Source organism: Micromonospora sp. NPDC049645 (assembly GCF_040675155.1).
In the GTDB taxonomy this organism is placed as follows: domain Bacteria; phylum Actinomycetota; class Actinomycetes; order Mycobacteriales; family Micromonosporaceae; genus Micromonospora.
The window spans coordinates 209307-232329 of the sequence record NZ_JBFAOI010000001.1 but is presented as its reverse complement, the minus strand read 5'-3'; the positions used below and the strand labels follow the sequence as shown (position 1 = coordinate 232329).

21 protein-coding genes and 1 tRNA gene are annotated in these 23023 nt (G+C 71.0%); 9 read left to right on the top strand and 13 right to left on the bottom strand.

The features are described from left to right. Positions 1-43: 43 nt before the first annotated feature. The 3 genes from AB0J33_RS01120 (at position 44) to AB0J33_RS01110 (ending at position 2112) form a co-directional block, all read left to right on the top strand. Positions 44-129 (top strand) — tRNA-Leu (locus AB0J33_RS01120). Positions 130-193: 64 nt separating this feature from the next. Continuing rightward, the gene (locus AB0J33_RS01115; protein WP_363608583.1) at positions 194-1309 is read left to right on the top strand and encodes an NAD-dependent epimerase/dehydratase family protein; all 1116 of its coding nucleotides are present in this window, start codon (positions 194-196) and stop codon (positions 1307-1309) included. Continuing rightward, complete coding sequence (locus AB0J33_RS01110) at positions 1306-2112, top strand: WecB/TagA/CpsF family glycosyltransferase (protein WP_363608581.1); 807 nt, start codon at positions 1306-1308, stop codon at positions 2110-2112. Before AB0J33_RS01115 ends, AB0J33_RS01110 begins: the two co-directional genes overlap by 4 nt. A gap of 85 nt (positions 2113-2197) precedes the next feature. On the opposite strand, the gene AB0J33_RS01105 is transcribed toward AB0J33_RS01110, so the two are convergent. Next, positions 2198-3754 (bottom strand): S8 family serine peptidase, encoded by a 1557-nt coding sequence (locus AB0J33_RS01105; protein WP_363608579.1) that lies wholly within the window; start codon positions 3752-3754, stop codon positions 2198-2200. A 216-nt stretch (positions 3755-3970) separates the two neighbouring features. On the opposite strand from AB0J33_RS01105, the gene AB0J33_RS01100 reads away from it, so the two are divergent. Continuing rightward, a complete protein-coding gene (locus tag AB0J33_RS01100; protein WP_363608577.1) occupies positions 3971-4570 on the top strand; it encodes a hypothetical protein in 600 nt (199 codons plus the stop codon). Here AB0J33_RS01100 and AB0J33_RS01095 read toward each other — a convergent pair. From AB0J33_RS01095 to AB0J33_RS01085, 3 genes are all read right to left on the bottom strand, one after another. After that, positions 4538-4936 (bottom strand): hypothetical protein, encoded by a 399-nt coding sequence (locus AB0J33_RS01095; protein WP_363608575.1) that lies wholly within the window; start codon positions 4934-4936, stop codon positions 4538-4540. The two genes, AB0J33_RS01100 and AB0J33_RS01095, sit on opposite strands and share 33 nt — an antisense overlap. 214 nt (positions 4937-5150) lie before the next feature. Then, positions 5151-5372, bottom strand: a complete 222-nt coding sequence (locus AB0J33_RS01090; RefSeq protein ID WP_363608573.1) for a DUF397 domain-containing protein — start codon at positions 5370-5372, stop codon at positions 5151-5153. Beyond that, positions 5342-6223, bottom strand: a complete 882-nt coding sequence (locus AB0J33_RS01085; protein ID WP_091396372.1) for a helix-turn-helix transcriptional regulator — start codon at positions 6221-6223, stop codon at positions 5342-5344. Before AB0J33_RS01085 ends, AB0J33_RS01090 begins: the two co-directional genes overlap by 31 nt. Positions 6224-6850: 627 nt before the next feature. Here AB0J33_RS01085 and AB0J33_RS01080 point away from each other — a divergent pair. Next, entirely contained in the window at positions 6851-7135 is a 285-nt protein-coding gene (locus AB0J33_RS01080) for a hypothetical protein (RefSeq protein ID WP_124775688.1), read from the top strand. Between the two features lie 98 nt (positions 7136-7233). Next, positions 7234-7695, top strand: coding sequence for a hypothetical protein (locus AB0J33_RS01075; RefSeq protein ID WP_363608570.1), 462 nt, complete (start codon positions 7234-7236; stop codon positions 7693-7695). Positions 7696-7741: 46 nt separating this feature from the next. Here AB0J33_RS01075 and AB0J33_RS01070 read toward each other — a convergent pair whose 3' ends face one another. Both AB0J33_RS01070 and AB0J33_RS01065 read right to left on the bottom strand, forming a co-directional pair. Further along, positions 7742-8425, bottom strand: coding sequence for a PASTA domain-containing protein (locus AB0J33_RS01070; protein WP_363608568.1), 684 nt, complete (start codon positions 8423-8425; stop codon positions 7742-7744). Positions 8426-8585: 160 nt separating this feature from the next. Beyond that, positions 8586-9272, bottom strand: coding sequence for a PASTA domain-containing protein (locus tag AB0J33_RS01065; RefSeq protein WP_363608566.1), 687 nt, complete (start codon positions 9270-9272; stop codon positions 8586-8588). A gap of 122 nt (positions 9273-9394) precedes the next feature. Here AB0J33_RS01065 and AB0J33_RS01060 point away from each other — a divergent pair, with 122 nt between their 5' ends. Beyond that, positions 9395-10804, top strand: a complete 1410-nt coding sequence (locus tag AB0J33_RS01060; RefSeq protein WP_363608564.1) for a hypothetical protein — start codon at positions 9395-9397, stop codon at positions 10802-10804. Positions 10805-10981: 177 nt separating this feature from the next. Here AB0J33_RS01060 and AB0J33_RS01055 read toward each other — a convergent pair whose 3' ends face one another. Together AB0J33_RS01055 and AB0J33_RS01050 are read right to left on the bottom strand one after the other, a co-directional pair. Next, positions 10982-12460, bottom strand: coding sequence for a glutamate--cysteine ligase (locus tag AB0J33_RS01055; protein WP_363608562.1), 1479 nt, complete (start codon positions 12458-12460; stop codon positions 10982-10984). 311 nt (positions 12461-12771) lie between these two features. Continuing rightward, positions 12772-13353 (bottom strand): YceI family protein, encoded by a 582-nt coding sequence (locus AB0J33_RS01050; RefSeq protein WP_363608560.1) that lies wholly within the window; start codon positions 13351-13353, stop codon positions 12772-12774. 100 nt (positions 13354-13453) lie between these two features. On the opposite strand from AB0J33_RS01050, the gene AB0J33_RS01045 reads away from it, so the two are divergent. Further along, positions 13454-13972 (top strand): MarR family transcriptional regulator, encoded by a 519-nt coding sequence (locus tag AB0J33_RS01045; RefSeq protein WP_363608558.1) that lies wholly within the window; start codon positions 13454-13456, stop codon positions 13970-13972. 240 nt (positions 13973-14212) lie between these two features. Here the strand turns inward: AB0J33_RS01045 and AB0J33_RS01040 are convergent, their stop codons facing one another. The 3 genes from AB0J33_RS01040 to AB0J33_RS01030 all read right to left on the bottom strand — a co-directional run bounded on the left by AB0J33_RS01040 (position 14213) and on the right by AB0J33_RS01030 (position 19751). Beyond that, entirely contained in the window at positions 14213-16858 is a 2646-nt protein-coding gene (locus tag AB0J33_RS01040; protein WP_363608556.1) for a helix-turn-helix domain-containing protein, read from the bottom strand. Between the two features lie 133 nt (positions 16859-16991). Beyond that, a complete protein-coding gene (locus AB0J33_RS01035; RefSeq protein ID WP_363608554.1) occupies positions 16992-18140 on the bottom strand; it encodes an acyl-CoA dehydrogenase family protein in 1149 nt (382 codons plus the stop codon). A gap of 78 nt (positions 18141-18218) precedes the next feature. Continuing rightward, positions 18219-19751, bottom strand: coding sequence for an acyl-CoA carboxylase subunit beta (locus AB0J33_RS01030; RefSeq protein WP_363608552.1), 1533 nt, complete (start codon positions 19749-19751; stop codon positions 18219-18221). 169 nt (positions 19752-19920) lie between these two features. On the opposite strand from AB0J33_RS01030, the gene AB0J33_RS01025 reads away from it, so the two are divergent. Next, on the top strand, positions 19921-20481 hold the full coding sequence (locus tag AB0J33_RS01025) for a snapalysin family zinc-dependent metalloprotease (protein ID WP_363608549.1): 561 nt from the start codon (positions 19921-19923) through the stop codon (positions 20479-20481). A 54-nt stretch (positions 20482-20535) separates the two neighbouring features. On the opposite strand, the gene AB0J33_RS01020 is transcribed toward AB0J33_RS01025, so the two are convergent. Further along, positions 20536-21456 carry a hydroxymethylglutaryl-CoA lyase gene (locus AB0J33_RS01020; RefSeq protein ID WP_363608547.1) on the bottom strand — a complete coding sequence of 307 codons (921 nt, stop codon included), beginning with the start codon at positions 21454-21456 and terminating at the stop codon, positions 20536-20538. A gap of 137 nt (positions 21457-21593) precedes the next feature. Continuing rightward, on the bottom strand, positions 21594-22931 hold the full coding sequence (locus tag AB0J33_RS01015) for a biotin carboxylase N-terminal domain-containing protein (RefSeq protein ID WP_363608545.1): 1338 nt from the start codon (positions 22929-22931) through the stop codon (positions 21594-21596). Between the last annotated feature and the right edge of the window lie 92 nt (positions 22932-23023).

Here is a 23023-nt window from a genome sequence, read left to right as displayed (position 1 = left end):
GACAGCGGGGCCGGGGCGGCTAGAGTGTTCCGGGTTGTGCCACGGGGATGTGGCGGAATGGCAGACGCGCACGGTTCAGGTCCGTGTGCCCGAAAGGGCGTGGGGGTTCAACTCCCCCCATCCCCACCACCGACGAGGGCTCCGCTTGATGCGGGGCCCTTCCGTCATATCGGGGCGTGCCGGGCGTCACGCTATGCTCCGATGGATTCTGCCTCCGATGGACCAGGAGTGGCGTGTGAGTGTCGCGTTGGTGACAGGGTCGGGTGGTCTGATCGGCTCCGAGGCGGTCCGGCATTTCGCCGGCCTCGGTCTGGATGTCGTCGGCATCGACAACGACATGCGCCGGTACTTCTTCGGCGAGGACGGCTCCACCTCCTGGAGTCTGGAACGGCTCGGCCGTGACCTGGGTAACGCCTACACCCACTTCGCGGTCGACATCCGGGACCGGGACGGCCTGGAGCAGGTGTTCAAGAAGTACGGCTCGGACATCGCCGTGGTGATCCACAGCGCCGCGCAGCCGAGCCACGACTGGGCGGCCAAGGAGCCGTACACGGACTTCGACGTGAACGCCGGCGGCACGCTCAACATCCTGGAGAACACCCGCCGGCACGCGATCGACGCCCCGTTCATCCACTGCTCGACCAACAAGGTCTACGGCGACCGGCCCAACAGCCTGCCGCTCGTCGAGTTGGAGACCCGGTACGAGCTGCCCGAGGACCACCGCTGGTACCAGGGCATCACCGAAGAGATGTCGATCGACCACTCGCTGCACTCGGTCTTCGGGGCCTCGAAGGTCGCCGCGGACGTGATGGTCCAGGAGTACGGGCGCTACTTCGACATGAAGACCGCCTGCTTCCGGGGCGGCACGCTGACCGGCCCGGCGCACTCCGCGGCCGAACTGCACGGGTTCCTGGCCTACCTGATGCGCTGCGTCATGGAGGGCCGGACATACAACCTGTTCGGTTACAAGGGCAAGATGGTCCGCGACGCGATCCACTCGCGCGACGTGCTGACCGCGTTCGAGGCGTTCTTCCGGGCTCCGCGATCCGCGGAGGTCTACAACCTCGGCGGCGGGCGGCACTCCAACACCTCGCACATCGAGGCGTTCCGGATCGCGGAGGAGATCGCCGGCCGTGAGGCGCGGATCAACTACGTCGAGCAGAACCGCACCGGCGACCACCAGTGGTACGTCAGCAGCATGGCCCGGTTCGAGGCGCAGTACCCGGACTGGAAGATCACCTACGACGTGCCGATGATCCTGCGGGAGATCTACGAGGCCAACGTGGACAAGTGGGTGGCCCAGCCGTGACCACGCGGACCAAGCGCAACGTGCTCGGCGTCCTGGTCGACGCCACCGACTACGCCACGGCGACCGACGCGGTGGTGACCGCGGCGCACGATCGCCGGCCCCTCGCGCTGACCGCGTTGGCCGTGCACGGGGTGATGACCGGAGTGCTGGACCCGGCGCACAACGCGCGGCTCAACTCCTTCGACGTGGTCACGCCGGACGGGCAGCCGGTGCGGTGGGCGCTCAACCTGCTGCACCACGCCGGGCTCGCCGACCGGGTGTACGGGCCGACGTTGACCCTGCACGTGCTGTCGCGCTTCGCCGACGAGGGCCTGCCGGTCTACCTGTACGGCTCGACCGAGGAGACCCTCGCCCGGCTGATCCCGGCCCTGGAGCGGATGTTCCCCGCGCTGAAGATCGCCGGCGTGGAGCCGTCCAAGTTCCGTGCCGTCCAGCCCGGTGAGGATGTCGAGATCGCCGACCGAATCCGGTCCAGCGGTGCCCGACTGGTCCTGGTCGGGCTCGGCTGCCCGCGCCAGGAGGTCTTCGCGTACGCCATGCGACCGCTGCTCGACATGCCGCTGATGGCGGTCGGCGCGGCCTTCGACTACCACGCCGGGCTGCTGCGCCAACCCCCGCCGTGGATGCAGCGTGCCGGCCTGGAGTGGTTCTGGCGACTCGGTCTGGAGCCGAAACGGCTCTGGCGCCGCTACGTCATCCTCAACCCGGCCTACCTGACCCGGCTCTTCGCGCAGAAGGTCGGCCTGTGGAAGGCCCGACCGCCGGCGCCGGCCACCGAGCGACCGGCCACCTTCTCGGTCTGAGCCCGACCCGCACGACACCGCGACCCGTACGACGCGAGGCCCCACCCGGCGTGTCCCGGGTGGGGCCTCAGTCGTGGCAGACCCGTCAGACGGTCAGGGTCCAGGTGTTGATGTAGCCGGTGTCGGCCGCGTAGGTGTCCTGCACCCGGAGTCGCCAGACGCCGTCGGCAGCCTCACCGGAGACGTTGACCGTGTACGTGGCGATCACGTTGTCGGCGCTGTCCGAGGTGCTGCTGTTCTTCAGCCGGTACGCGCTGCCGTCCGGGGCGAGCAGGTCGATGACCAGGTCACCGCGGTAGGTGTGCACGATGTTCACCGCCACGGTGGAGGCCGAGGAGGCGTTGCGGCCACAGCCGGAGATGGTGATCGAGCTGGTCACCGCCGAGCCGGCGTCCGGGATCGACACGTCGGTGCCGTTGGTGCCGGTGCAGCCGGTGGGCGGCGGCGGGGTGCTGCCGGTGCCCACGTAGAGCAACAGGTTCGGTGAGCCCGAGCCGGGGTTGCCCACCACGTTGGGGGTCGCGTTGGCCACCAGCTGGTTGCGGACCTGCGCCGGGGTCCAGCTCGGGTTGGCGCTGGCCACCAGGGCCGCCGCCCCGACCACGTGCGGGGTGGCCATCGAGGTGCCGCTGATCGTGTTGGTCGCCGTGTTGCTGGTGTACCAGGCCGAGGTGATCGACGAGCCGGGCGCGAAGATGTCCAGGCAGGTGCCGACGTTGGAGAACGACGAGCGGGCATCGGAGCTGGTCGTCGAGCCGACCGTGATGGCCTCCGTGGTACGCGCCGGGGAGGTGTTGCACGCGTTCGCGCCGTTGTCGTTGCCGGCCGCCAGGCCGTACGTGACACCCGAGGCGATCGAGTTGCGGACGGCGTTGTCCAGGGAGCTGTTCGCGCCGCCGCCGAGGCTCATGTTCGCCACCGCCGGCTTGATCGCGTTCGCGGTGACCCAGTCGACGCCGGCGATGACACCGGCGTTGGTGCCACTGCCGGAGCAGTTCAGCACCCGTACGCCGACGAGCTGGACGGCCTTGGCCACCCCGTAGGCGGATCCGCCGACGGTGCCGGCCACGTGCGTGCCGTGTCCGTTGCAGTCGTCTGCCGACCCGCCGTCGACCGCGTCGTAACCGGAGGTCGCCCGGCCGCCGAAGTCGTTGTGGGAGAACCGGATGCCGGTGTCGATGATGTAGGCGTGCACGTTGCTCGCCGTGTTCGGGTAGGTGTAGGAGCTGTCCAGCGGCAGGTTGCGCTGGTCGATCCGGTCGAGACCCCAGGAGGGCGGGTTGGCCTGCGTTCCGGAGATCGACACGGTGTGGTTCTGCTCGACGTACGCCACCGCCGGGTCGGCGGCGATCCGGGCCGCCGCGTTCGCGCTCACCTTGACCTCGAAGCCGCGCAGCGCCGCGCCGTAGGTGCGGGCCACCGTGCCGCCGTGGCGGCCGGAGAGCCGCTTCGCGGTGTCGCCGACCCGGTCCCGGGCCACGGCGCTGTCCTTGAGTACGACGATGTAGCTGTCCGGCACGGCGGTGGCTCCGCCGGCGGCCCGAACCACACCGACGGGTTCGGCGGCCAGGGCCGGGGTGCCGACGGCCAGCATGGTCACCGCAGCCACCCCGACCAGTACGGACCTTCGTGGAAGACCCATCTCCTACCTCCCTCTGACCGGCGGCGGAACGAGACCACCGGTCCCAACATCAATCGACGCTTGCCGATCGAGCTGAGACTAAGTCAGCCATCGGCCACTTGAACATGTCGAAACGGCCATACCTTCGAGTGATGACCCCCTACGGGCCCGGTGTCCGGGGCGAACGGGGGACGGGCCCGGATTCGCCCCGGCGGGATTCGGGAAAGACTCTCGAACATGGAGAGTCAGCTCACCATCCTGCTGCCGATCGCCGCCGTGTGGCTGGCCGCCGGCGTCGTCGCCGACGGACTTCCCCGGCTGCTCAACACCCGCGCGCTGCACCGGCGTACCGGCTGGTTGCTGGCGCTGACCCTCACCGGCACGGCGCTCACCGCGGCCGTGCTCGGCGGAGGGCTGTTCGATGCCGGCACCGCGCCGGTCGACCAGGCCGCCGCCGGGCTCACCCTGGCCGCCGGGCCGGCGCTCGTGGCGACGCTCTGCTCGGTACGACGAATCCGCCGGCTGCGAGCCGGGGCGGGCGCGTTCGCCAGTGCACCCGCCACACCCGCTCCGCACGGGCTGCGCGCCGCCGCGGCTCATCCGCTCGTCGGGCTGCCCTTGCAGGTGACCGCCCTGGCGACGGTGCCAGCGTTGATCGCGGCGGCCGGCACCGACCTCGGAGCCGATCCTGGCGTCACCGGCCCGGCCATCACCGTGGGGGCCCTCGCGGTGGCCGTCATCGCGGTGCGGCACGCGCTCCGGCACAACCGCTTCGCCGAGCGGGCCCGGCCCGCCGCCGCACGGTCAACGCGGACGGCTGGCGCTCTGCACGTATAGCAACTCCAGGATCGACCTGGTCGCCTCGAACCAGCGGTCCAGCCAGTCCTGCGAGGGCACGGTGCCCTTCGGCGGCAGCTCCATCAGCAGACCACGCAGCAACGGGTGGTCAGCCAGGGACTCGGGCGGCTCCATCGGCCATCCGGCCGGCGGGAACGACGGCTCGATCAGCGGGTTCGGGTCCAACGAGGGCAGTGAGAGCGGCGGATCCGTCGTCTCGGAATCGCTATCCCGCCCACTCAAGTCCTGGTCGGTCGAGACCACCTCGGTCAGAACCGTGTCCCGACGAGCACCGCGGTACTTGCCACCGAACCGCTCCGGCTTCGCCGGACCGGTGGTGAGGTTGTCTGAACCGATCGTCGTCATCCGTCTCGCCTACTCGCTCGGTTGCGGGTCGGTGCGGCGGGTCGTCGACCAGCGCCGTACCGACCGGTTCAACGAGACGGGGGCTGTCTGGCGACGGGAATCCCGACGGAACCTCGCCGGCCCTCGGCCACGACTCGACCGTGCGCGACGGCTCACGCGCACACGGCAGAGTCCCCGTCCGGCGAACCGGACGGGGACTCCACTGACCAGTCGGTCAGACCTCGCCGAACACACCACCCCGGGTGCCGGCGACGAAGGCGTGCCAGTCACCCGGCGCGAAGACCAGGGCGGGGCCCGCCTTGTCCTTCGAGTCCCGCACTCCGACCGCCCCCGTCACGTACGCCACCTCCACGCAGTTGTCACAGTTCGGCCCGCTCTTCGAGCTCTTGAACCATGCTGCCTGCGTCAGGTCCACGGGGAACCCTTTGGTCGCCATTTCCACAACGGCTCCTCTGCCAGTTTTGCGATGTGTGCGACGGACTCCTCCGGACGTATGGCCGCGGCGCGGATGTGATCGAAGATGAAGCTGTACTTCTGTAGTTCGTCGCTCTTCTCGAGGAAAAGCCCACCCGTGGCGTTCTCCGCGTACACAACATCCGGATCACCGGGCTCAGGGAAGCTGAGGATCGTGAACGTGCCGTCCATGCCGGCATGCGCACCCACCTCGAAGGGCAGGATCTGCAGCGTCACGTTCGGCAACTCGGCCACCTCGACCAACCGCTTGAGTTGGCCGCGCATCACCTCGTCCCCGCCCACCGGCCGACTTACCACCGCCTCATCGAGCACCACCCACAGATCGACCGGATCGTCCTGGGTCAATAACGACTGACGGCCCAAACGGACACGCACTCTTTGATGCACCTGATCGGCGGTGAAGTCCGGCCGGGCGGCGCGGATCATGGCCCCGGCGTACTCCTCGGTCTCCAGAAGACCCGGCACGACCTGCTGTTCGTACGCCCGGATCGAGCTCGCCGCCGCCTCCAGCCCGACGTACGCGCCGACGAGCACCGTGCTGTACGGGTGCCACCAGCCCTTCTGGCGGGCCTCCCGGGCGATCTGCACCAGCTCGTCGCTCTCGGCGCCGACCACGCCGTAGATCCGCAGCATGTCCCGGACGTCGCGAGGGGTGGCCGTGGTGTGCCCGGTCTCGATCCGGGAGACCTTCGACGCCGAGCACTCCAACTGTTCGGCGACCACCTCGATGGTGATCCCGGCGGACTCCCGCTGGCGGCGCAGCTCGGCACCGAGCCGCCGCCGTCTGATGGTGGGACTGCGCCGCTCACTCATCGCGCAGGCCGTGAGTCACTGGTCCCCGCCGCTGGCTGCTCGACCCCACTCGGGCTACCTCCGGTAACGCGCCACTGGGTGACACCCGCCGGGGGCGCGACCGTCGACCGGCGAGCGTTCGCGACGAGGGGGTGGTGCCGGTCCTCGGCCGGCCGCGACGGGCGAAACCGGCCCTCAGTGTGCCGTCCGGACGCGGATGGCTTCAATAGCCCTTTCGCGCGACACGCTCACGTATCGGCAAAAGTCGACGTGCAACTTGCATGAAGCACGTCCCTGATGCAGTCTGTCCGTATGGCACGGATCACTCAGCGTCCCCGTTCGGTCCCTCGGAGTGGTGACCCCACCGATCCGGGAACACCGGGCACGACGCGGGCCCGGCCGACGACAACGAGACCTGCTCCGGGTTGAAAGACCCCGCCGCTGCAAGCCGGCAAGCTGCGGCGGCGGGCGCGGTTCCCGGAAGCAACCGGGTGGTGGTCGGGTGGCGGCACGCCACCAGCGGAGTACGGCCCGACCACCGCCAAACCGCACCACCGGTCCACGAGGCACGACCCCGTCGCCGGCCGAGACGTCCCCCGTTCAGGCACCGCCGGCGCAGCCGCCGGCCAATCCTCCCCAGGAGCCCATGTGCTTCCCCGCACCGGTGACGTACTGCACGTGACTCGCGCGGCGAGTGTCCAGTTCCTCAGGCCGATCAAGTTCCGGGTGATCCGGGTGCTCGACTGGCCGACCTACGACGGCTGGCTCTGGCTCGACGGTTACGAGTTGAATGCCGCGGGCGACGCGGTCACCCGACGCTCGATCTTCGTCCAACGGGAAGGGCTGCAGCAGTTGCAGGCCGCCCCCGAACCCCGTCCGCACACGGTGCGGGCCCGCCGGCCGGTCGCGCGAACCCCGGTCCGGGTGGGCTGACCGACCCGATCCGCCGCCGGTGGGCGTGCTGTCGCCATAGAATTGGTACGCCCACCCCGGCACCGTTTCACCCGCTCGTCAAGGACCCTGACCCTGGGATGGTCATGGTCAATCAGCCCGCCCTGCGGCGGCACCACCGCTCCCGTATCGCCTACGCCTTTGGACTCCTCGCCCTCCTCGGGGCGATGGCGACACTCCTGGTCCTCGTCCGCGACCCGGCGATGTCGTCCACCCGGCTGACCGCCCCGGTGCCCGCACCGGAGATCACCGTGCTCGACCCCGACCCGCCGACGGGCGACGACCAGTCCGGCTACGAGGCACCCGGCTGGATCGGTGCCGACCCCCCGGGCGACCACGCCGGAGTTGCCGACCCGACCGGGCCGGCGTCCGGCCTGGGTGCCGGCGGCCAGTCCAACGGCCGTCAGGACCTCACCGAAGCCGCCCCCGCCGGGCACAGCGCCACGGACATCCGCCGTTCCCTGTTCTGGTCCGGCATCTTCGGCCTCACCATCTCGCTGGCCGGCCTCGGCCTCGTCGGCACCCGTCGCAGAATGTGGTGACCGCCGGCCGCCGGTGACGCGCACACCGTGACCGGCGGTCAGACGCTCACGGCGTACGCGTCGCCGTGGGGCTCGGCGTGGTCGGACTCGCCTCGTCCGAGGGCTGGGCCTGGGAGATGACCAACAACAGCCCGTCGTCGACCGACACCGGTGTGCCCGCCCCCGGCTCGGTGCCCACCACGGTCCCGGGCGGCAGCTCGGACGGGCGGTACACCACCCGGTAGGTCAGGCCGAGCCGGTCCAACAGACCCTCGGCGGTGGCCTGCGGCAGACCGGCGAGCGGCGGCACCGGCACCTCGACCGGCGCGCTCGTGGTCGCCGGGCTGCTCGGCGTCTCGCTTGTGGGTGCCGCCGAGGTGGGAGTCGCGCTGGTCGGCGAGGCGCTGGGGGCACTGGTCGGCGGAGGGGACGGGGTGGACCCGGGATCGTCCCGGTCGGCATCCTGCTGGGAGAGCACCAACCAGAGCGCGCCCCCGAGCAGACCGGCGAGCAGCAGCGCGAGTACGCCCCAGAGGATCGGAAGCCACCACCGTCGACCACCCTGCTCCTCGACGTACCACTCCCCGTCGTCCGGTCGGGGCGACCGCACCTCGGCCCGCCCGGACCACGGCGGCGGAATCGGCGCAGTCCGGTCGGCCGGCGTGCCCGGCTGGTCGGCGGGGGGCGGCAGGGGGCGGGTCTGGTCGTCGTCGTGCTCGCCGGCGGGAGGCTCCTGGCGGTCGTCGCTCATCGCACGTCCTTTCCCGAACCGGACGGGCGTCACATGGCCCTCGACCGCCAACCTAACCGCCCAGACGGCCATCGGTGGGGATCAGCGGGCCGAGCCGCGCCGACTGCCGGCACGGCGGAGCGGCGGGTGCCCGTCGGGAGGTTCGACCGCCGGACTGGAATCAGAGCGTGGGTTTCACGGTCGGCTGGTCGGCGGAGCCCGCCCCACACCAGATGCTGACCTGGTCGTTCCACCGGGCCGGCCCATCCTCGGCCGGCTCCTGCCGGTTGACCTTCCCAGAGCGTCCGCTGACGTAGCGCGGGTAGAGGCCCTCGTCGACCAACTCGTCGGCGGCGTCGGCGCAGCTCTTGCCGACCACGTCCGGCACCTCGGCGGCCGGTGCCGGCCCGGCGACCTGTAGTCGCACCGTCGTCCCCCGGGCGACCTCCACGCCCACGTCGGGTGCGGTGCTCTCGACCGTACGGCCGACGCCGTCACCGAAGACCAGCTGCCAACCCAACCGCTGCTTGCGCAGCGTCTCCCGGGCCTGCTCGAAGTCGGTGCCGATCACCGGCGGCACGGTCAGGCCGGTCCCCTTGGTCGAGGTCGCGGAGGTCTGGGCGGCCGACGGTGTCGGCCGCCCGCTGGTCGGTCGGGGTGCGGTGGCCCGGCCGGTCGGCGTGCCGGTCGTGGTCGCGACGGCCAGCGGATCGCCAGCGGGTGCCTCGTCCTCGCCGGCCAGCAACCAGCCACCGGTCGCGCCGATGGCGGCGAGCAGCACCGCCGCCAACCCACCGCCGAGCACGACACTGGCTCGGCCCGCACCGCCACCGGCGGCATTCTGCTGGCCCGTGTTCGTGTCCGTCATAACGCCCACCGCCTCATCACCGGCGACCGTACCGCCTGCCGCCCAATCCGCCGCACCGGCGGTCCACACCGGCGGGTCGTTGCGACTCGCCGCGCCGACGACGGGACGTTACGCTGCCCGGCATGGCCAGACAGGGCTGGGGAGTGTCGATCGTGACGGCGATCGGGGTCGCTGCCGGCGCCGGTGCCGCACAGCTGGGTTTCGGCTACGGGCTCGGCGTCATCACCTGGACGGCCACCGATGCCGGGGCGACCGACACGGCCTGGGCGGACGGTCTCGCCTGGGCCACCTGGCTCGCCGCCAGCTCCACCGTCCTCGGCGCGGTCTGCGCGCAGCGACTCCACCAACGAGACGCCCCGGCGAAGGCCGAGCCGGAGAGGGTCGCCGATTCTCCGGAGACCACGGCATCGGAGCACGACGCCCCGGGTGACGGGCGTCCACCGACCGCCGACACCGGCCAGCCGGAGGTGTCGGGCACAGCGCCGCCGATGGCCGCCCCGCCGGTGCGAAACGGCCTGCTGCGGCGGGTGGCCCTGGCGCTGGGCGCCGCGATCGGCGGGCTGGTCACGGTGCTGCTGATCGCCGTACCCGCGCGGGTCGCGACCGGCGCCGACACCGGCGCGCCGCAACGGACGGCCGCCATCCAGGCGACGCTGGGCATCCTGATCGGGGTCCTCGTGGCGATCTGGGCGCTTCGGTCCCGGGCCGCCGCGGTCAACGTGACCGCGACGGCCGCCTGGCTCTGGCTGCTCGCGGTGGTCTCGGTGATCGACGGGGTACGCGTCGGACGCGGGCTGACCGGCGCGCAGCTCGGCACCTGGCAGTTCGCCCCGGACCACCCCCGCTACTGGATCGGGGACCAGCTCTACTGGCCCGGCGCGCTGCTGGCGCTGCTGCCCGCGCTGCTGATCGGCGTGCTGGCCGCGCGGCGGTCCGCCCGCTCGGGCGGGCACCGCGTGGGCGCGGCGGCCTCCGGCGCGGCGGGCCCGGTGCTCGTCGCGCTCGCCTACCTGACCACTTTGCCGCACTGGTCGACGCTGGGCCCCGCGCAGCTCTCCACCCAGCTGATCGCCCCGTACGCGGTGATCGCCGGTATCGCCGGCTCGGTGCTGGCCGCCCGCCTGGCCGAGCGAAACCATGCGGCTGAGCAGAGCCGCCCGGCCGACCCGAGTTCGGTCGCTCGGGACACGTTGGCCGACCGGGCCGGGGTTGCTCAGAACACGGTGGCCGACCGGGCCCCGGTCGCTCGGGACACGGCGGCCGACCGGGCCCCGGTCGCCGAGACCGACCCCGCGCCGCCGGCCGCCGACCCGTCCGCCAGCCCCACGGCACGGCGCAGAAGGGCCTACACCCCACCGCCGGCACCCGGGACCGTCCCACCGCCCGGGGAGACGGCCGCCGCACCGCAGGTACCCGCGCCCCGCACAAATCCAGACCTCCAGGGCCCGCCCCGCCCTGAAACGGGAGCCCCAGCAGACCCGACGCAAGCCAACCGCCGCACCCGAGCAACCCGCCGCCCCACCACCGACTAACCACCCCACCCGCACCCCACCCGCACCCTCCACCCCCCGCCCGCCCCCCGTGTCGATCATGGAGTTGTGGTGGTGTGCAGAACGGGTACGCGTGCCCAAAACGCCCACCATAAGTCCATGATCGACGAGGGCGGGTGGGGTTGGGGTGGGGTTGGGGTGGGGTGCGGGTGGGGTGGGTTAGTTGGCTGGCCAGGTGTGGACGGGTTCGTTGGTGCGTTGGAGCTCGGCGTAGCGCTTGACCATGTGGTGTAGCGCGGCCGACCGGTCCATGCCGTGGTGTCGTTCCGCCGCCCAGACCGCCTCGGTCTGCCAGACGGCACCGTTGCGGCCGGTACGGCAGCGCTGCTCGATGATGCCGAGCAGCCGGTCCCGCTGCGCCGGGGCGACACCGAACCCGTCCAGACCGGCGGCGGCGGTGGGCAGCAACTGGTCCAGGACCAGCTTGGTGACCGGCACGTCGCCGAGCCCGGGCCAGTGCAGCACGGCGTCGAGGCCACGTCGGGCGGCGGCGTGGAAATTCTCCTCGGCCGAGCTGAAGGTGAGCTGACTCCAGATCGGACGGTCGGCCTCGGCCAGACCGCGTACCAGCCCGAAGTAGAAGGCCGCGTTGGCCAGCATGTCCACCACTGTCGGACCGGCCGGCAGCACCCGGTTCTCCACCCGCAGATGCGGGCGGCCGTCCATGATGTCGTAGACCGGGCGGTTCCACCGGTAGACCGTGCCGTTGTGCAGCCGCAGCTCCCCGAGCTGTGGCACGCCGCCGGCGTGCAGCACCTCCACCGGGTCCTCGTCCTCGCAGATCGGCAGCAGCGGCGGAAAATACCGGACGTTCTCCTCGAACAGGTCGAAGATCGAGGTGATCCACCGTTCACCGAACCACACCCGGGGTCGTACGCCCTGGGCCTTGAGTTCGTCCGGGCGAGTGTCGGTGGCCTGTTGGAACAGGGCGATCCGGGTTTCGGCCCAGAGTTGGCGGCCGTACAGGAAGGGGCTGTTCGCCCCGGTCGCGACCTGCACTCCGGCGATGGCCTGGGACGCGTTCCAGTAGTCGGCGAAGCTGTCCGGGGCGACCTGGAGGTGGAACTGAAGGCTCGTGCAGGCGGCCTCGGGGGCGATCGAGTCGGTATGGGTCCGCAACTGCTCGACGCCGCGGATGTCCAGCTCGATGTCCTCGCCCCGGGCACCGACGATCTGGTCGTTGAGCACCCGGTACCGCTCGTTGGTGGAGAGGTTGTCCTCAACCAGGTGTCCCTCGGTGAGGGTGGGCAGGATGCCGACCAGGACGATCTTCGCGTCGGACCTGGCGGCGCGCTCGTCGGCTCGGGAGAGGCTGCCGCGCAGGTCGTGCTCGTAGTCGGCGAAGCCGGTGCCCTCGATCAGTCGGGGTTCGGCGTTGAGTTCCAGGTTGAACTGCCCGAGCTCGGTCTGGAAGAGGGGGTCCGCGATGTCGGCGAGGATCTCCTCGTTGCGCATCGCCGGCTCGGCCGCCGAGTCGACAAGGTTGAGCTCGATTTCCAGGCCGGTCATCGGCCGGTCCGCGTCGAAACCGAAGTCGTCGAGCATCAGGGCGAAGACGTCCAGGCACCGCCGTACCTTCTGCCGATAGCGGACGCGATCATCCCGGGTGAAGGCGCCCTCTGAGACGTCCCTGCCCATGTGTCCTCCCGACGGCCGGCGCGGTCGGGATGTTGCCGTCCCGGAAAGCGCATTGTGAAGCATCCACCGTAAGAGCGCTCACCTGGCCGGGGCCAGTAGGCCGACGGCGGTGATCCGGCATCGGCCGGAGCGGTCGCGCTCGTGGCGCCATCTGTACCCCGCCGCCGACCGGGTGGACCCGGTGGCGGTGCGAACAACTCGTGACAATTACCACGAGCGCCGACGACGCAGGGCCCGCGCCGACGTGCGGCGCGGGCCCTGCGTTCTGGGTCACCGGGAGGATTCCCCTGGCCCTCGGGTGATCCCAGGGGTCAGGCCTGACGGACGGCCTCGCCCTCGATCTCAATCTTGATCTTGCGGCTGACCAGCACGCCCCCGGTCTCCAGGGCGACGTTCCAGGTCAGGCCGAACTCCTCGCGGTCGATCTCGGTGCTCGCGGAGAAGCCGAAGATGTCCTGGCCGAACGGGCTGCGGCCGACACCCTCGAACTCCACCGCCAGCTCGACCGGCCGGGTGACGTCCTTGATGGTCAGCTCACCGGCGAGCACGAACTCGCTGCCACTGCGGGACTTGACCCCGGTGCTGCGGAACTCGAGCGTCGGGAACTTCTCGGCGTCCAGGAACTCGGGGCTGCGCAGGTGCGCGTCCCGGTCGGCCTGGGTGGTGTCGACGCTGGCGGCCTGAATGGTGGCGACGACCGACGACTGCAGCGGGTCCTCGGCGACGGTGATGGTGGCGGTCGCCTCGTTGAACTCACCGCGAACCTTGCTCACCATCATGTGCCGGGCAACGAAGCCGACCCGCTTGTGCGCCACGTCGAGCGCGTAGGTGCCGGCCGTCGGAATGGTGAGGCCGTCCCAGTCGCGGGTAACCGTCTCGGTGCTGCTGGTCATGCTGCTGTCCTCCAGGGAGATTGTTTAGTGGCCCAACGACTGCCCGAGCAACTATAGCCGCAACAATATTCCCGGTGTCAAGCACTGGTATGATGGGCGAGTGACCAACGTCTTCGACGATCCCCGGATCACCGCCGTCGGCCTGCTCTTCGAGGCACACGCCGGGCTGTCTGCCCGGTTCGCTGCCCAATTCGAGGAGCACGGCCTCTCCGCGGTCGAGTTCGAGGTCATCACGCGACTGGCCCGCTCGCCGGGCAACCAACTACGCATGACCGACCTCGCCGCGCAGACCTCCCTGTCGACAAGCGGAGTGACGCGGGTGGTGGACCGGATGGAACGTGACGGGCTGCTCACCCGCCGGGCCTGCCCGAACGACCGACGCAGCTCGTACGCGGTGGTCACCGCCGCCGGGATGCAGCGCCTGAACGAGACGCTGCCCGGGCACCTACAGATGATCGAGCAGTGGTTCACCGGGCAACTCGACCCCGAGGCGCTGGCGGCCCTCCTCGACGGGCTGCGCCGGGTCCGCGACGCCGCGCATCCGTGCGCCACCGCCGGCAGTGACGACGCCGATCCGGAGCAGATCGCCGCTACCGGCGGCGCCACCCGGCGCTCCTGAGGCGCGCCCGCTCCGTCGATGGCGGCACCGGCAGAAAGACCGGCAGAACTGACCCCGCCAAGCTGGAGGATTCGGTCCAAGCCGACTTTCCGTCAGTGCGGCGGTGGCAGGCTTCGTGCACCGGGGATCACCGGGGGGTGACGGCGCGGGCGATCAGCGAGGGGTAGCACCAAGGGGGCTCTTCGCCCGCGCCACTCTCCCCGATGCGACCGCCCTCGGCCCACCTGGGCTCCGCCGCGCCTACTGGGCCGCCGGTCCGCTCCGGGCGGCGGTCAGCGCGTAGAGCAACCCCGACTCCTGCGGCAACAGCCGGATGCCACTCTCCGCACAGACCCGGTCCAGCCGATCGAGCACCGCCGGATCCCCGGTGCTCGCGGCCAGTCCCACCAGCGCCTCCACCACGTCGCGGCGATCCTGACCCGCGTCGTCGGCGGCGGCGGCGAACCACTCGGCGGCCAACTCCCGGTCACCCCGGTGCAGCGCCAGATTTCCCTCGATCAACGCACAGAGCCCCGCCTCCGGCCCACCCCAGGCCAGCGCCGTGTTCTCCGAGCGCGGTCGCGGCACGGTCGGCCGCGCCGGTACGACCTCCACGCGCCCGACGCGCAACTCGGCGAGCACCTCGGTCGCCTCCGCGGCACGCCCGTCCTGGGCGAGCGCCAACCCGACTGTCCCGAGCACCCGACGGCGTCGCCCGGGGTCACCCAGCTCTGACAGCGCCGCGATCGCCGCGCGGCCCCGGTCGATGGCGTCCGCGTACCAGCCCTCCAGGCGAGCGACCTCGGCCCGGCTGGCCCAGCCCAGCACCCGCAGCCGCTGCTCCCCACTCTCGACGGCGAGTCGGTCCACCGCGGCGAGCCGGCGGCGGGCCGCGGCCAGGTCACCCGCTCGGATCTCGTGCCAGGCGAGGCTGTTCTGGGCCACCGCCAGGTCCCGCGTCCGACCGTTGCGGGCGGCCATGCGCAGGAGCGCCTCTGCCTGCTCGCGCGCCTCGTCCTGCCGCCCGACGGAGATCAACAGCGTGCCGAGAACGTTGCGCGCCTCCAGCTCCCCGGTGATGTCGCCGGCCTGCTGGAAGGTGTCCCACGCCGCACGTGCCGTCGACAGCTCCTCGACGCCCGCGCCGTGCTCGGCGGCGAGCCGGGCGACCCCGAGGGCAGCCCAGCCACGCAGCAGAGGATCCGCGTCGGCTGTCCGCGGGTCCGCGAGCAGCCGTCGCAGCCACTGCCGCCCGGCCACGTCGCGCCCACGGAACCGCCACCAGCGGGTCAGGCAGGCCGCCAGCCGCAGCGCGGTCAACGGGTCGTCGGTGGCGGCATGGGCCAACGACGAGCTGATGTCGCTGCTCATCTCGTCCAGTCGGTGTACGGCGTCCGGCACCCGTGGACCGACCAGGTCGGTAGCCGTCCGTGCCACCAGTCGCGCGATGACGTCGGCGTGTCGACGCCGGATGCGGGTCAGCTCACCTGCGCCGGCCGCCTGCTCGACGGCGTAGTCACGGACCGCGTCCAGCAGCCGGAACCGGAACGACCCGGTTCCTCGTACGCTCAGCAGCCCCAGCTCGACGAAACGGTCCAACAGCGGAACGGGGTCGATCGCCACCGTGCCGTCCCGGTCGGCCTCGTCGGCCAGCATCTCCTCGGCCAGCTCCACCGACCAGCGGTTACCGAAGACGGCCAACTGGCGCAGCGCGGCCCGCTCGTCCGGTGCCAACAGCCGATAGCTGAACGCCACCGCGTCGCGCAGGGTGACCGCGACCGCCGCACCGGTGTCGGCTTCGCTCGTCCGACGGGTCAGCGCCTCCGGCGCGTCCCAACCCGGATGGGCCGCCGGCTCGGCGGGAGTGGCGAGGTCGAGCACCCGGTCGCCGTACCGGTTGAGCAGTTCGCCCAGGTCGAGAAGTCGGCCCCGGGCGGCCATCAGCTCGATGGCCAGCGGGAGCCCGCCCAACCGCCGAACCAACGCGGCGAGCGCCGGCAGTTCAGCGGGGGTGGGCGGCTCCCGACGGACCTGAGCGAGCCGGGCGGTGAACAGGGCCGCCGCCGGCCACGATTCGAGTGCGGAGTGCTCGGCCTCCGGTGGTGGCACGTCGAGCGGCGCGACCGGCCAGACCCGCTCACCGGGCAACCCGACCGGATGCCGCCCGGTGACCAGCACCCGCAGCGAGGGCAGGGCTCCGATCAACCGGTGCAGGGTTGCGGCCACCGGGCCCGGCGCGTGCTCCACCGCGTCCATCACCAGCAGCGCCGGTCGCCCGGCGAGCAGGGCCACGAGTTCGGACAGCCGCGCCACGCCGAGCACGGACATCGAGGCGGCGAGCACGTCCGGACCGTCCGAACCCTCGCCGACCAGCACCCCGGCCACGCCGGCCGGGTGGGCGGCGGCCACCTGGTGCGCCACCGACGTCGCCAGCGCGGTCTTGCCGACGCCGGCCAACCCGACGAGGCTCACCAGCCGGGGACCGCGCTCGGCCGTCAGCATCCCGGCCAGCTCGGTGAGGTCGCGTTCCCGGCCGATCAACGCGACCGGCGGCGGGAGGGCGACCGGCCGGTTGCCGGGTACGTCCGCCGAGGTGGTGTCGCCGCTGAGCGCGAACGGGGTCGAGGTGGCATCGGGCGGGGTCGGTTCGACGCCCCGAGCCGCGGACAGGAACGCGGCCCGACTGGTGCCACTCAGCGCCAACGCGTCGGCGAGCAACTCGACAGTGGTGCGCTGTGGTCGGATCGACCGGCCCCGCTCCAGGTCACGCACCGTCCGCACCCCTACCCCGGCGCGGGACGCCAGCTCGGCCTGGGTCAGGCCGACGGCGCGTCGATGCCCGCGGAGCAGCTCCGGCAGAGTGGAACGGCCAGCCGGGCTCCGCGACCGGTCATGATCCGGAGTCATGGGCTCGAAGAGTACGGATCGACTCCGACCGTCGGCAGTCGAACGTCGGGCTACTGACGCCCGCTCGCCGATATCCGACAGCCGTATGGACAGTCCGTCCGGAACGACTGGTCGATCAGCTCGGCTGGACCGCTCAGAGACCCAGGTCCCGGGCGATGATCATGCGTTGCACCTCGCTGGTGCCCTCGCCGATCTCCAGGATCTTGGAGTCCCGCCAGAACCGGGCCACCGGGTACTCGTTCATGAAGCCGTACCCGCCGTGGATCTGGGTGGCCTCCCGGGCGTTGTCCACCGCGATCGTGCTGGCGTGCAGCTTGGCGATGGCGGCCTGTCGCTTGAACGGCTCGCCGGCAAGCATCCGCGCGGCGGCGTCGTAGTAGGCCAACCGGGCCGTGTGCGCCTTCAGCTCCATGTCCGCGATCTTGAACTGGATGGCCTGGTTGGCGCCGATCGGCTTACCGAAGGCGTGCCGCTCCTTCGCATACTTGACCGACTCGTCGACACAGCCCTGGGCGAGGCCGACGGCCAGCGCGGCGATGGCGATCCGACCCTCGTCGAGAATCCGCAGGAACTGCGCGAACCCCCGTCCCCGCGTGCCGAGCAGGTTGGCCGCCGGCACCCGGCAGTCGTCGAAGGTCAGTTCGTGGGTGTCCGAGGCCGTCCAACCCACCTTCGAGTAGCCGGGCGCCACGGTGAAGCCGGGTGTGCCGGTCGGCACGATGATGGTCGACAGCTCCTTCGAGCCGTCCGGGTTCGTACCGGTCACCGCGGTGACCGTGACCATGACGGTGATGTCGGTCCCGGAGTTGGTGATGAACGCCTTCGAACCGTTGATCACCCACTCGTCGCCGTCCAGCACGGCCCGCGTCTGCGTGCCGGCGGCGTCCGAGCCGGTGCCCGGCTCGGTGAGACCGAAGCCGGCCAGCGCCTCGCCGCTGAGCAGCCGGGGCAGCCAGGTCGCCTTCTGCTCCTCGGTGCCGAAGCGGTAGATCGGCATCGCGCCCAGCGAGACCGCCGCCTCCAGCGTGATGGCCACGCTGGAGTCGACCCGGGCCAGCTCCTCCAGGGCCAGGCAGAGCGCGAAGTAGTCACCGCCCATCCCGCCGTGCTCCTCGTCGAAGGGCAGGCCGAACAGGCCCATCTTGCCCATCTGCCGGATCACCTCGTACGGGAAGGTGTGCTGCTCGTAGTGCTCCGCGATGACCGGGGCGACCACCTCGCGGGCGAATTCCCGCACGCTCTCGCGCAGCGCCGCTTGTTCGTCGGTGAGCCGGAAGTCCATCTCATCCTCCTGTAAGGACGGTCCGCCCTGGTGCTCGTGACGCCGGGGGCGGGTCGCTGTGCGGGCCCGATTCGGGGATCAGACCGGGGTGACGCCGTGCCGACGACGGGAGAAGTGCCGATCCTTCGTACGTGCCGCCGCGAATCGACGGACCAGCTCGGTGCGCAGGTCGTGCGGCTCGACGATGGCGTCCACCACCAGCTCGCTGGCCAGCCGGACGACGTCGATGTCCTGCTCGTACTCGGCCCGCTTGGCGGCGACGAAGGCGGCTCGCTCGTCCGCGTCCGGGATGGCCGCGATCTTGTTGGCGTAGACCGCGTTCACGGCGGCCTCGGCGCCCATCACGGCGATCTTCGCGGTCGGCAGCGCGATCGTGGCGTCCGGCTCGAACCCGGGTCCGGCCATCGCGTAGAGGCCGGCACCGTACGCCTTGCGCACCACCACGCAGATCTTCGGCACCGTCGCCTCGGAGATCGCGGTGATCATCTTGGCGCCGTGCCGGATGATGCCCTGCTTCTCCACCGCGCTGCCGACCATGAAGCCGGGCACGTCGCTGAGGAACAACAGCGGCACGTTGAACGCGTCGCAGAGCTGCACGAACCGGGTGGCCTTGTCGGCCGAGTCGACGAAGAGCACCCCGCCCTTGAACATCGAGTTGTTGCCGACCACCCCGACGACCTGACCGTCGAGGCGGCCGAAGCCGATGGTCAGCTCCTTGGCCCAGAGCGCCTGGATCTCGAAGAACGAACCCTCGTCGAGCAGGCCCTTGACGTACCGTCGCATGTCGAACGCCTGCCGCTCGCTGGCCGGCACCAGCGCGGCCAGGTCGGCCTTCGCGGGCGCGGCGACCGCCGGCGCGGTCGGCGGCGCTTGCGTCCAGTTCGCCGGCAGGTACGACAGGTAGGTCTTCACGACGTCGAGCGCGTCGGCCTCGGTCTTGCAGAGGAAGTGCCCGACCCCGGATTCGGCGGTGTGCACCTTGGCCCCGCCCATCGCCTCCAGGGTGGTCTTCTCGCCGGTGACCATCTCGACCATCCGGTCGGAGCCGAGATACATGCTCGCGTTGCCGTCGACCAGCGCCACCACGTCGCAGAACGCCGGGATGTAGGCCCCACCGGCGGCGCTCGGGCCGAACAGCGCGCAGACCTGCGGGATCGAGCCCGAGGCGCGAACCTGGTTCCAGAAGATCTTGCCGGCGCCACGCCGGCCGGGGAAGAGGTCGACCTGGTCGGTGATCCGGGCACCGGCCGAGTCGACCAGGTAGACCATCGGCACCCCGGCGCCGTAGGCCCGCTCGATGATTCGGATGATCTTCTCGACGGTGCGGGCGCCCCAGCTGCCGGCCTTGACGGTGGAGTCGTTGGCCATCAGGCAGACCTGCCGCCCGTCGATCGTGGCGGTGCCGGTGACCACGCCGTCGGCGGGCAACCCTTCGGCGAGCGCGTTCGCGTAGAGACCGTCTTCGACGAACGAGCCCTCGTCGACCAGGAGCGCGACCCGCTCACGGGCGAAGAGCTTGCCCTTGGCCGCGTTGGCCGCGTGGTACTTGTCCGCGCCGCCGGACCGGGCCCGCTTGCGCAGCTGCTCCAGTGCCTCACCGTCGAGCGTCACGCCGACTCCTCCGCCATCCCGACCTGAACGATCGTTAGGCTAGCGCATCGGCACGACTGTCGGCGACCTTCGAGCGAACCAGACAGCCGAGCCGAGAGCAAGACATTGAAAAACATGAATTCATGTCGCTAGGCTCCTGGCACCCCCTCCTCCCGGATTGGAGTCAGCGATGACCTCACGACTCAGTCGGCTCGCGGTCGCCCTGGTGGCGACGGCAACCGCCACCCTCGGCGTCACGGTCGCCAACCCCGCGCCCGCGTCCGCCGCCATGACCATCTGCTACAACACCAGCCAGGCGGGCAACTACGCCGGCACCGCCAACCAGGCCGCCTCGATCTGGAACAACGCCACCGTCAACCTGACGCTCTCCGCCAACTGCGGCTCCAACCTGCGCATCTACCAGATCACCGGCGGTGGCTCGTACGCCGTGCGGACCAGCCTCGGCAACGGCCGGGTCTACATCGACACCCAGCAGGCGGCGCAGTACAGCCCGCTGCGGATCATGACGCACGAGATCGGGCACATCCTCGGTCTGCCGGACAACTACAACGGGAACTGCTCACTGCTGATGTCCGGCGGCAGCGCCGGCACCAGCTGCACCAACCCGTACCCGAGCAGCGCCGAGGCGAGCCGGGTCAGCAACCTCTTCGCCGGCACGTTCAGCGCCACCGACCGCAGCTCGCAGGTCTTCCGCGACAGCTGGCCGAACGTGCTCACCCCGGTGGGCTGAACGACCAGGTACGTGGGAGGGGCCGGCGCGTGCGCCGGCCCCTCCGTCGCGTCCTCAGCCCGGCAGCGGCGTCAGCCGGGTACGCGGGCCCGCCCGCAGCACCCCGGACGGCAGCTTCTTGCCGAGCAACTCCTCGGCCAACTCGGCCACCTCGATGAGAGCCGGCAGGTCGATGCCGGTGTCGATGCCCATGTCGTGCAGCATGTGCACGGCCTCCTCGGTGGCCAGGTTGCCGCTCGCCCCCGGCGCGTACGGGCAGCCACCAAGGCCACCGACGCTGGCGTCGAACTCGGTCACTCCCAGCTCGAGAGCGGTCAACAGGTTGGCCAGCGCGGTGCCTCGGGTGTTGTGGAAGTGCAGCAGGACCGGCACGTGCGCGTTGCGGTCGCGTACCGCGGTCAGCAGCTCCCGGACCCGACGTGGAGTGCCCATGCCGGTGGTGTCGCCGAACGCGACCCGGTCGGCGCCGTCGCGGACGACCCGGTCCACGATGCCGGCCACCCGCTGTGGGTCGATGTCGCCCTCGTAGGGGCAGCCGAAGCTGGTCGCCACGATCACCTCGACCCGCGCCGAGGCGCCGTGCAGCAGGTCGATCAGCTCGGCGATGTCGTCGAGCGACTCGTCGGTGGACCGGTTCACGTTGCGCCGGTTGTGCGTGTCGCTGGCCGACACCACCACCTCGATCTCGGTGAACCCGACGGCGAGGGCCCGCTGGGCACCCCGGGTGTTCGGCACCAGCGCGGAATATCGCACCCCGTCGGCCTGCGTTGCCCGCTGCCACACCTCGTCGGCGTCGGCCATCTGCGGAATCGCCTTGGGATGCACGAACGACACCGCCTCGATCCGGCGTACGCCGGTGCCGGAGAGGGCGTCGAGCAGCCGCACCTTGGCGTCGGTCGGGATCGGGTCCTCGTTCTGCAACCCGTCCCGCGGCCCGACCTCACGGATGGAGACGAAACTCGGCAGGTCCGCCATAAGGGGTCACCTCACTGTGACGAAAGCAGTGCTTGGGGGTCCTCCCAGCATGCCACCCGGTTGTTGATCAAGAGGTTTGCGTCATCCGCAGCCGGAATTCTGACGCGAACCTCTTGATCAACTGGCGTGAGCGGACGTCAGCGCATGCGGGAGACGATGCCGGTGTCGTAGGCGCCGGAGCGGAACTCCTCGTTGGTCAGCAGCTCGGCGAAGAACGGGACGTTGTTCTTCGGGCCCTCGATTTGGAAGGCCGCCACCGCCTCCTTCGCCCGCTCCAACACCTCGGCACGGGTCGCGCCGCTGACGATCAGCTTGGCCAGCAGGCTGTCGTAGAACGGGGTGACCGTGTTGCCCTCGGTGTAGCCGGAGTCCACCCGGACACCCTCGCCCGTCGGCTCCACCCAGGTCCTGATCACGCCGGGGCCGGGCAGGAAGCGCTTCGGATCCTCCGCGTTGATCCGCATCTCGACGGCGTGGCCACGAGGGGTCAACGCGTCCGGGTCGAACGTCGGCGCCAGCCCGGACGCCACCCGCAGCTGCTCCTCGACCAGGTCGATGCCGTAGACGTACTCGGTCACCGGGTGCTCCACCTGCAACCGCGTGTTCATCTCCAGGAAGAAGAACTCGTCGGTGGCGGTGTCGAGCAAGCACTCCACCGTGCCCGCGTTGCGATAGCCGACCGCCTCGCCGGCCCGTACCGCCGCTGCCAGGAGACGGGATCGCAGCTCCGGCGAGACCGCCGGCGACGGGGACTCCTCGACCAGCTTCTGGTTGCGCCGCTGCACCGAGCACTCCCGCTCGCCGAGCGCCACCACCCGGCCGTCGGCCAGGCCGAGGATCTGCACCTCGACGTGTCGCACCCGGGGGAAGTACCGCTCGATCAACACCGAACCGTCGCCGAACATCCGCTCGGCGAACGCGCGCACCTTGTCGTACTCGGTGCGCAGCGCGGCCTCGTCGACGGCCACGCCCATACCCATGCCACCACCACCGGCGGCGGCCTTGACCATCACCGGGTAGCCGATCTCGGCGGCAGCCGTCACCGCCGCGTCCAGGTCGGCAGCCGGGTCGGTGGTGCCGGGCGCGACCGGAACACCGGCCGCCGCCATCAGGTTCCGGGCATTGATCTTGTCGCCCATCGCGGTGATCGCGTCGGCGTCGGGGCCGACCCAGATCAGGCCACTCGCCTCGACGGTACGGGCGAACTCGGCGTTCTCCGACAGGAAGCCGTACCCGGGGTGGATGGCCTGGGCGCCGGTCGACTTCGCGGCGGCGAGGATCGCCTCGGTGTTGCGGTAGCTCAACGCCGGGTTCGGTGGACCGATGAGGACCGCCTCGTCCGCCTCCGCGACGAACGGCAGGTCGGCATCGGCCTCCGAGTGCACCGCGACCACGCGGATCCCGAGCCGCTTGGCGGTACGAATGATCCGGCGGGCGATCTCGCCCCGATTAGCGACCAGCAGTGACTCGATCATGTTTCCTCCCGGCGTCCGGATGGTGGGACGATGTCAGGGAATCATGACCGGCACGCTTATGACGAGTCGGCTCCGGCGAGCGGCCGGGTCGG

Excerpts from the sequence above, each read along its gene's own strand:
- AB0J33_RS01040 (WP_363608556.1), bottom strand. The coding sequence starts at position 16,858 with ATGACTCCGGATCATGACCGGTCGCGGAGCCCGGCTGGCCGTTCCACT.
- AB0J33_RS01015 (WP_363608545.1), bottom strand. The coding sequence starts at position 22,931 with ATGATCGAGTCACTGCTGGTCGCTAATCGGGGCGAGATCGCCCGCCGG.
- AB0J33_RS01075 (WP_363608570.1), top strand. The coding sequence starts at position 7,234 with ATGGTCATGGTCAATCAGCCCGCCCTGCGGCGGCACCACCGCTCCCGT.
- AB0J33_RS01090 (WP_363608573.1), bottom strand. The coding sequence starts at position 5,372 with ATGGCGACCAAAGGGTTCCCCGTGGACCTGACGCAGGCAGCATGGTTC.
- AB0J33_RS01115 (WP_363608583.1), top strand. The coding sequence starts at position 194 with ATGCTCCGATGGATTCTGCCTCCGATGGACCAGGAGTGGCGTGTGAGT.
- AB0J33_RS01025 (WP_363608549.1), top strand. The coding sequence starts at position 19,921 with ATGACCTCACGACTCAGTCGGCTCGCGGTCGCCCTGGTGGCGACGGCA.
- AB0J33_RS01100 (WP_363608577.1), top strand. The coding sequence starts at position 3,971 with ATGGAGAGTCAGCTCACCATCCTGCTGCCGATCGCCGCCGTGTGGCTG.
- AB0J33_RS01095 (WP_363608575.1), bottom strand. The coding sequence starts at position 4,936 with ATGACGACGATCGGTTCAGACAACCTCACCACCGGTCCGGCGAAGCCG.
- AB0J33_RS01050 (WP_363608560.1), bottom strand. The coding sequence starts at position 13,353 with ATGACCAGCAGCACCGAGACGGTTACCCGCGACTGGGACGGCCTCACC.
- AB0J33_RS01055 (WP_363608562.1), bottom strand. The coding sequence starts at position 12,460 with ATGGGCAGGGACGTCTCAGAGGGCGCCTTCACCCGGGATGATCGCGTC.
- AB0J33_RS01020 (WP_363608547.1), bottom strand. The coding sequence starts at position 21,456 with ATGGCGGACCTGCCGAGTTTCGTCTCCATCCGTGAGGTCGGGCCGCGG.
- AB0J33_RS01105 (WP_363608579.1), bottom strand. The coding sequence starts at position 3,754 with ATGGGTCTTCCACGAAGGTCCGTACTGGTCGGGGTGGCTGCGGTGACC.
- AB0J33_RS01035 (WP_363608554.1), bottom strand. The coding sequence starts at position 18,140 with ATGGACTTCCGGCTCACCGACGAACAAGCGGCGCTGCGCGAGAGCGTG.
- AB0J33_RS01060 (WP_363608564.1), top strand. The coding sequence starts at position 9,395 with ATGGCCAGACAGGGCTGGGGAGTGTCGATCGTGACGGCGATCGGGGTC.
- AB0J33_RS01065 (WP_363608566.1), bottom strand. The coding sequence starts at position 9,272 with ATGACGGACACGAACACGGGCCAGCAGAATGCCGCCGGTGGCGGTGCG.
- AB0J33_RS01085 (WP_091396372.1), bottom strand. The coding sequence starts at position 6,223 with ATGAGTGAGCGGCGCAGTCCCACCATCAGACGGCGGCGGCTCGGTGCC.
- AB0J33_RS01070 (WP_363608568.1), bottom strand. The coding sequence starts at position 8,425 with ATGAGCGACGACCGCCAGGAGCCTCCCGCCGGCGAGCACGACGACGAC.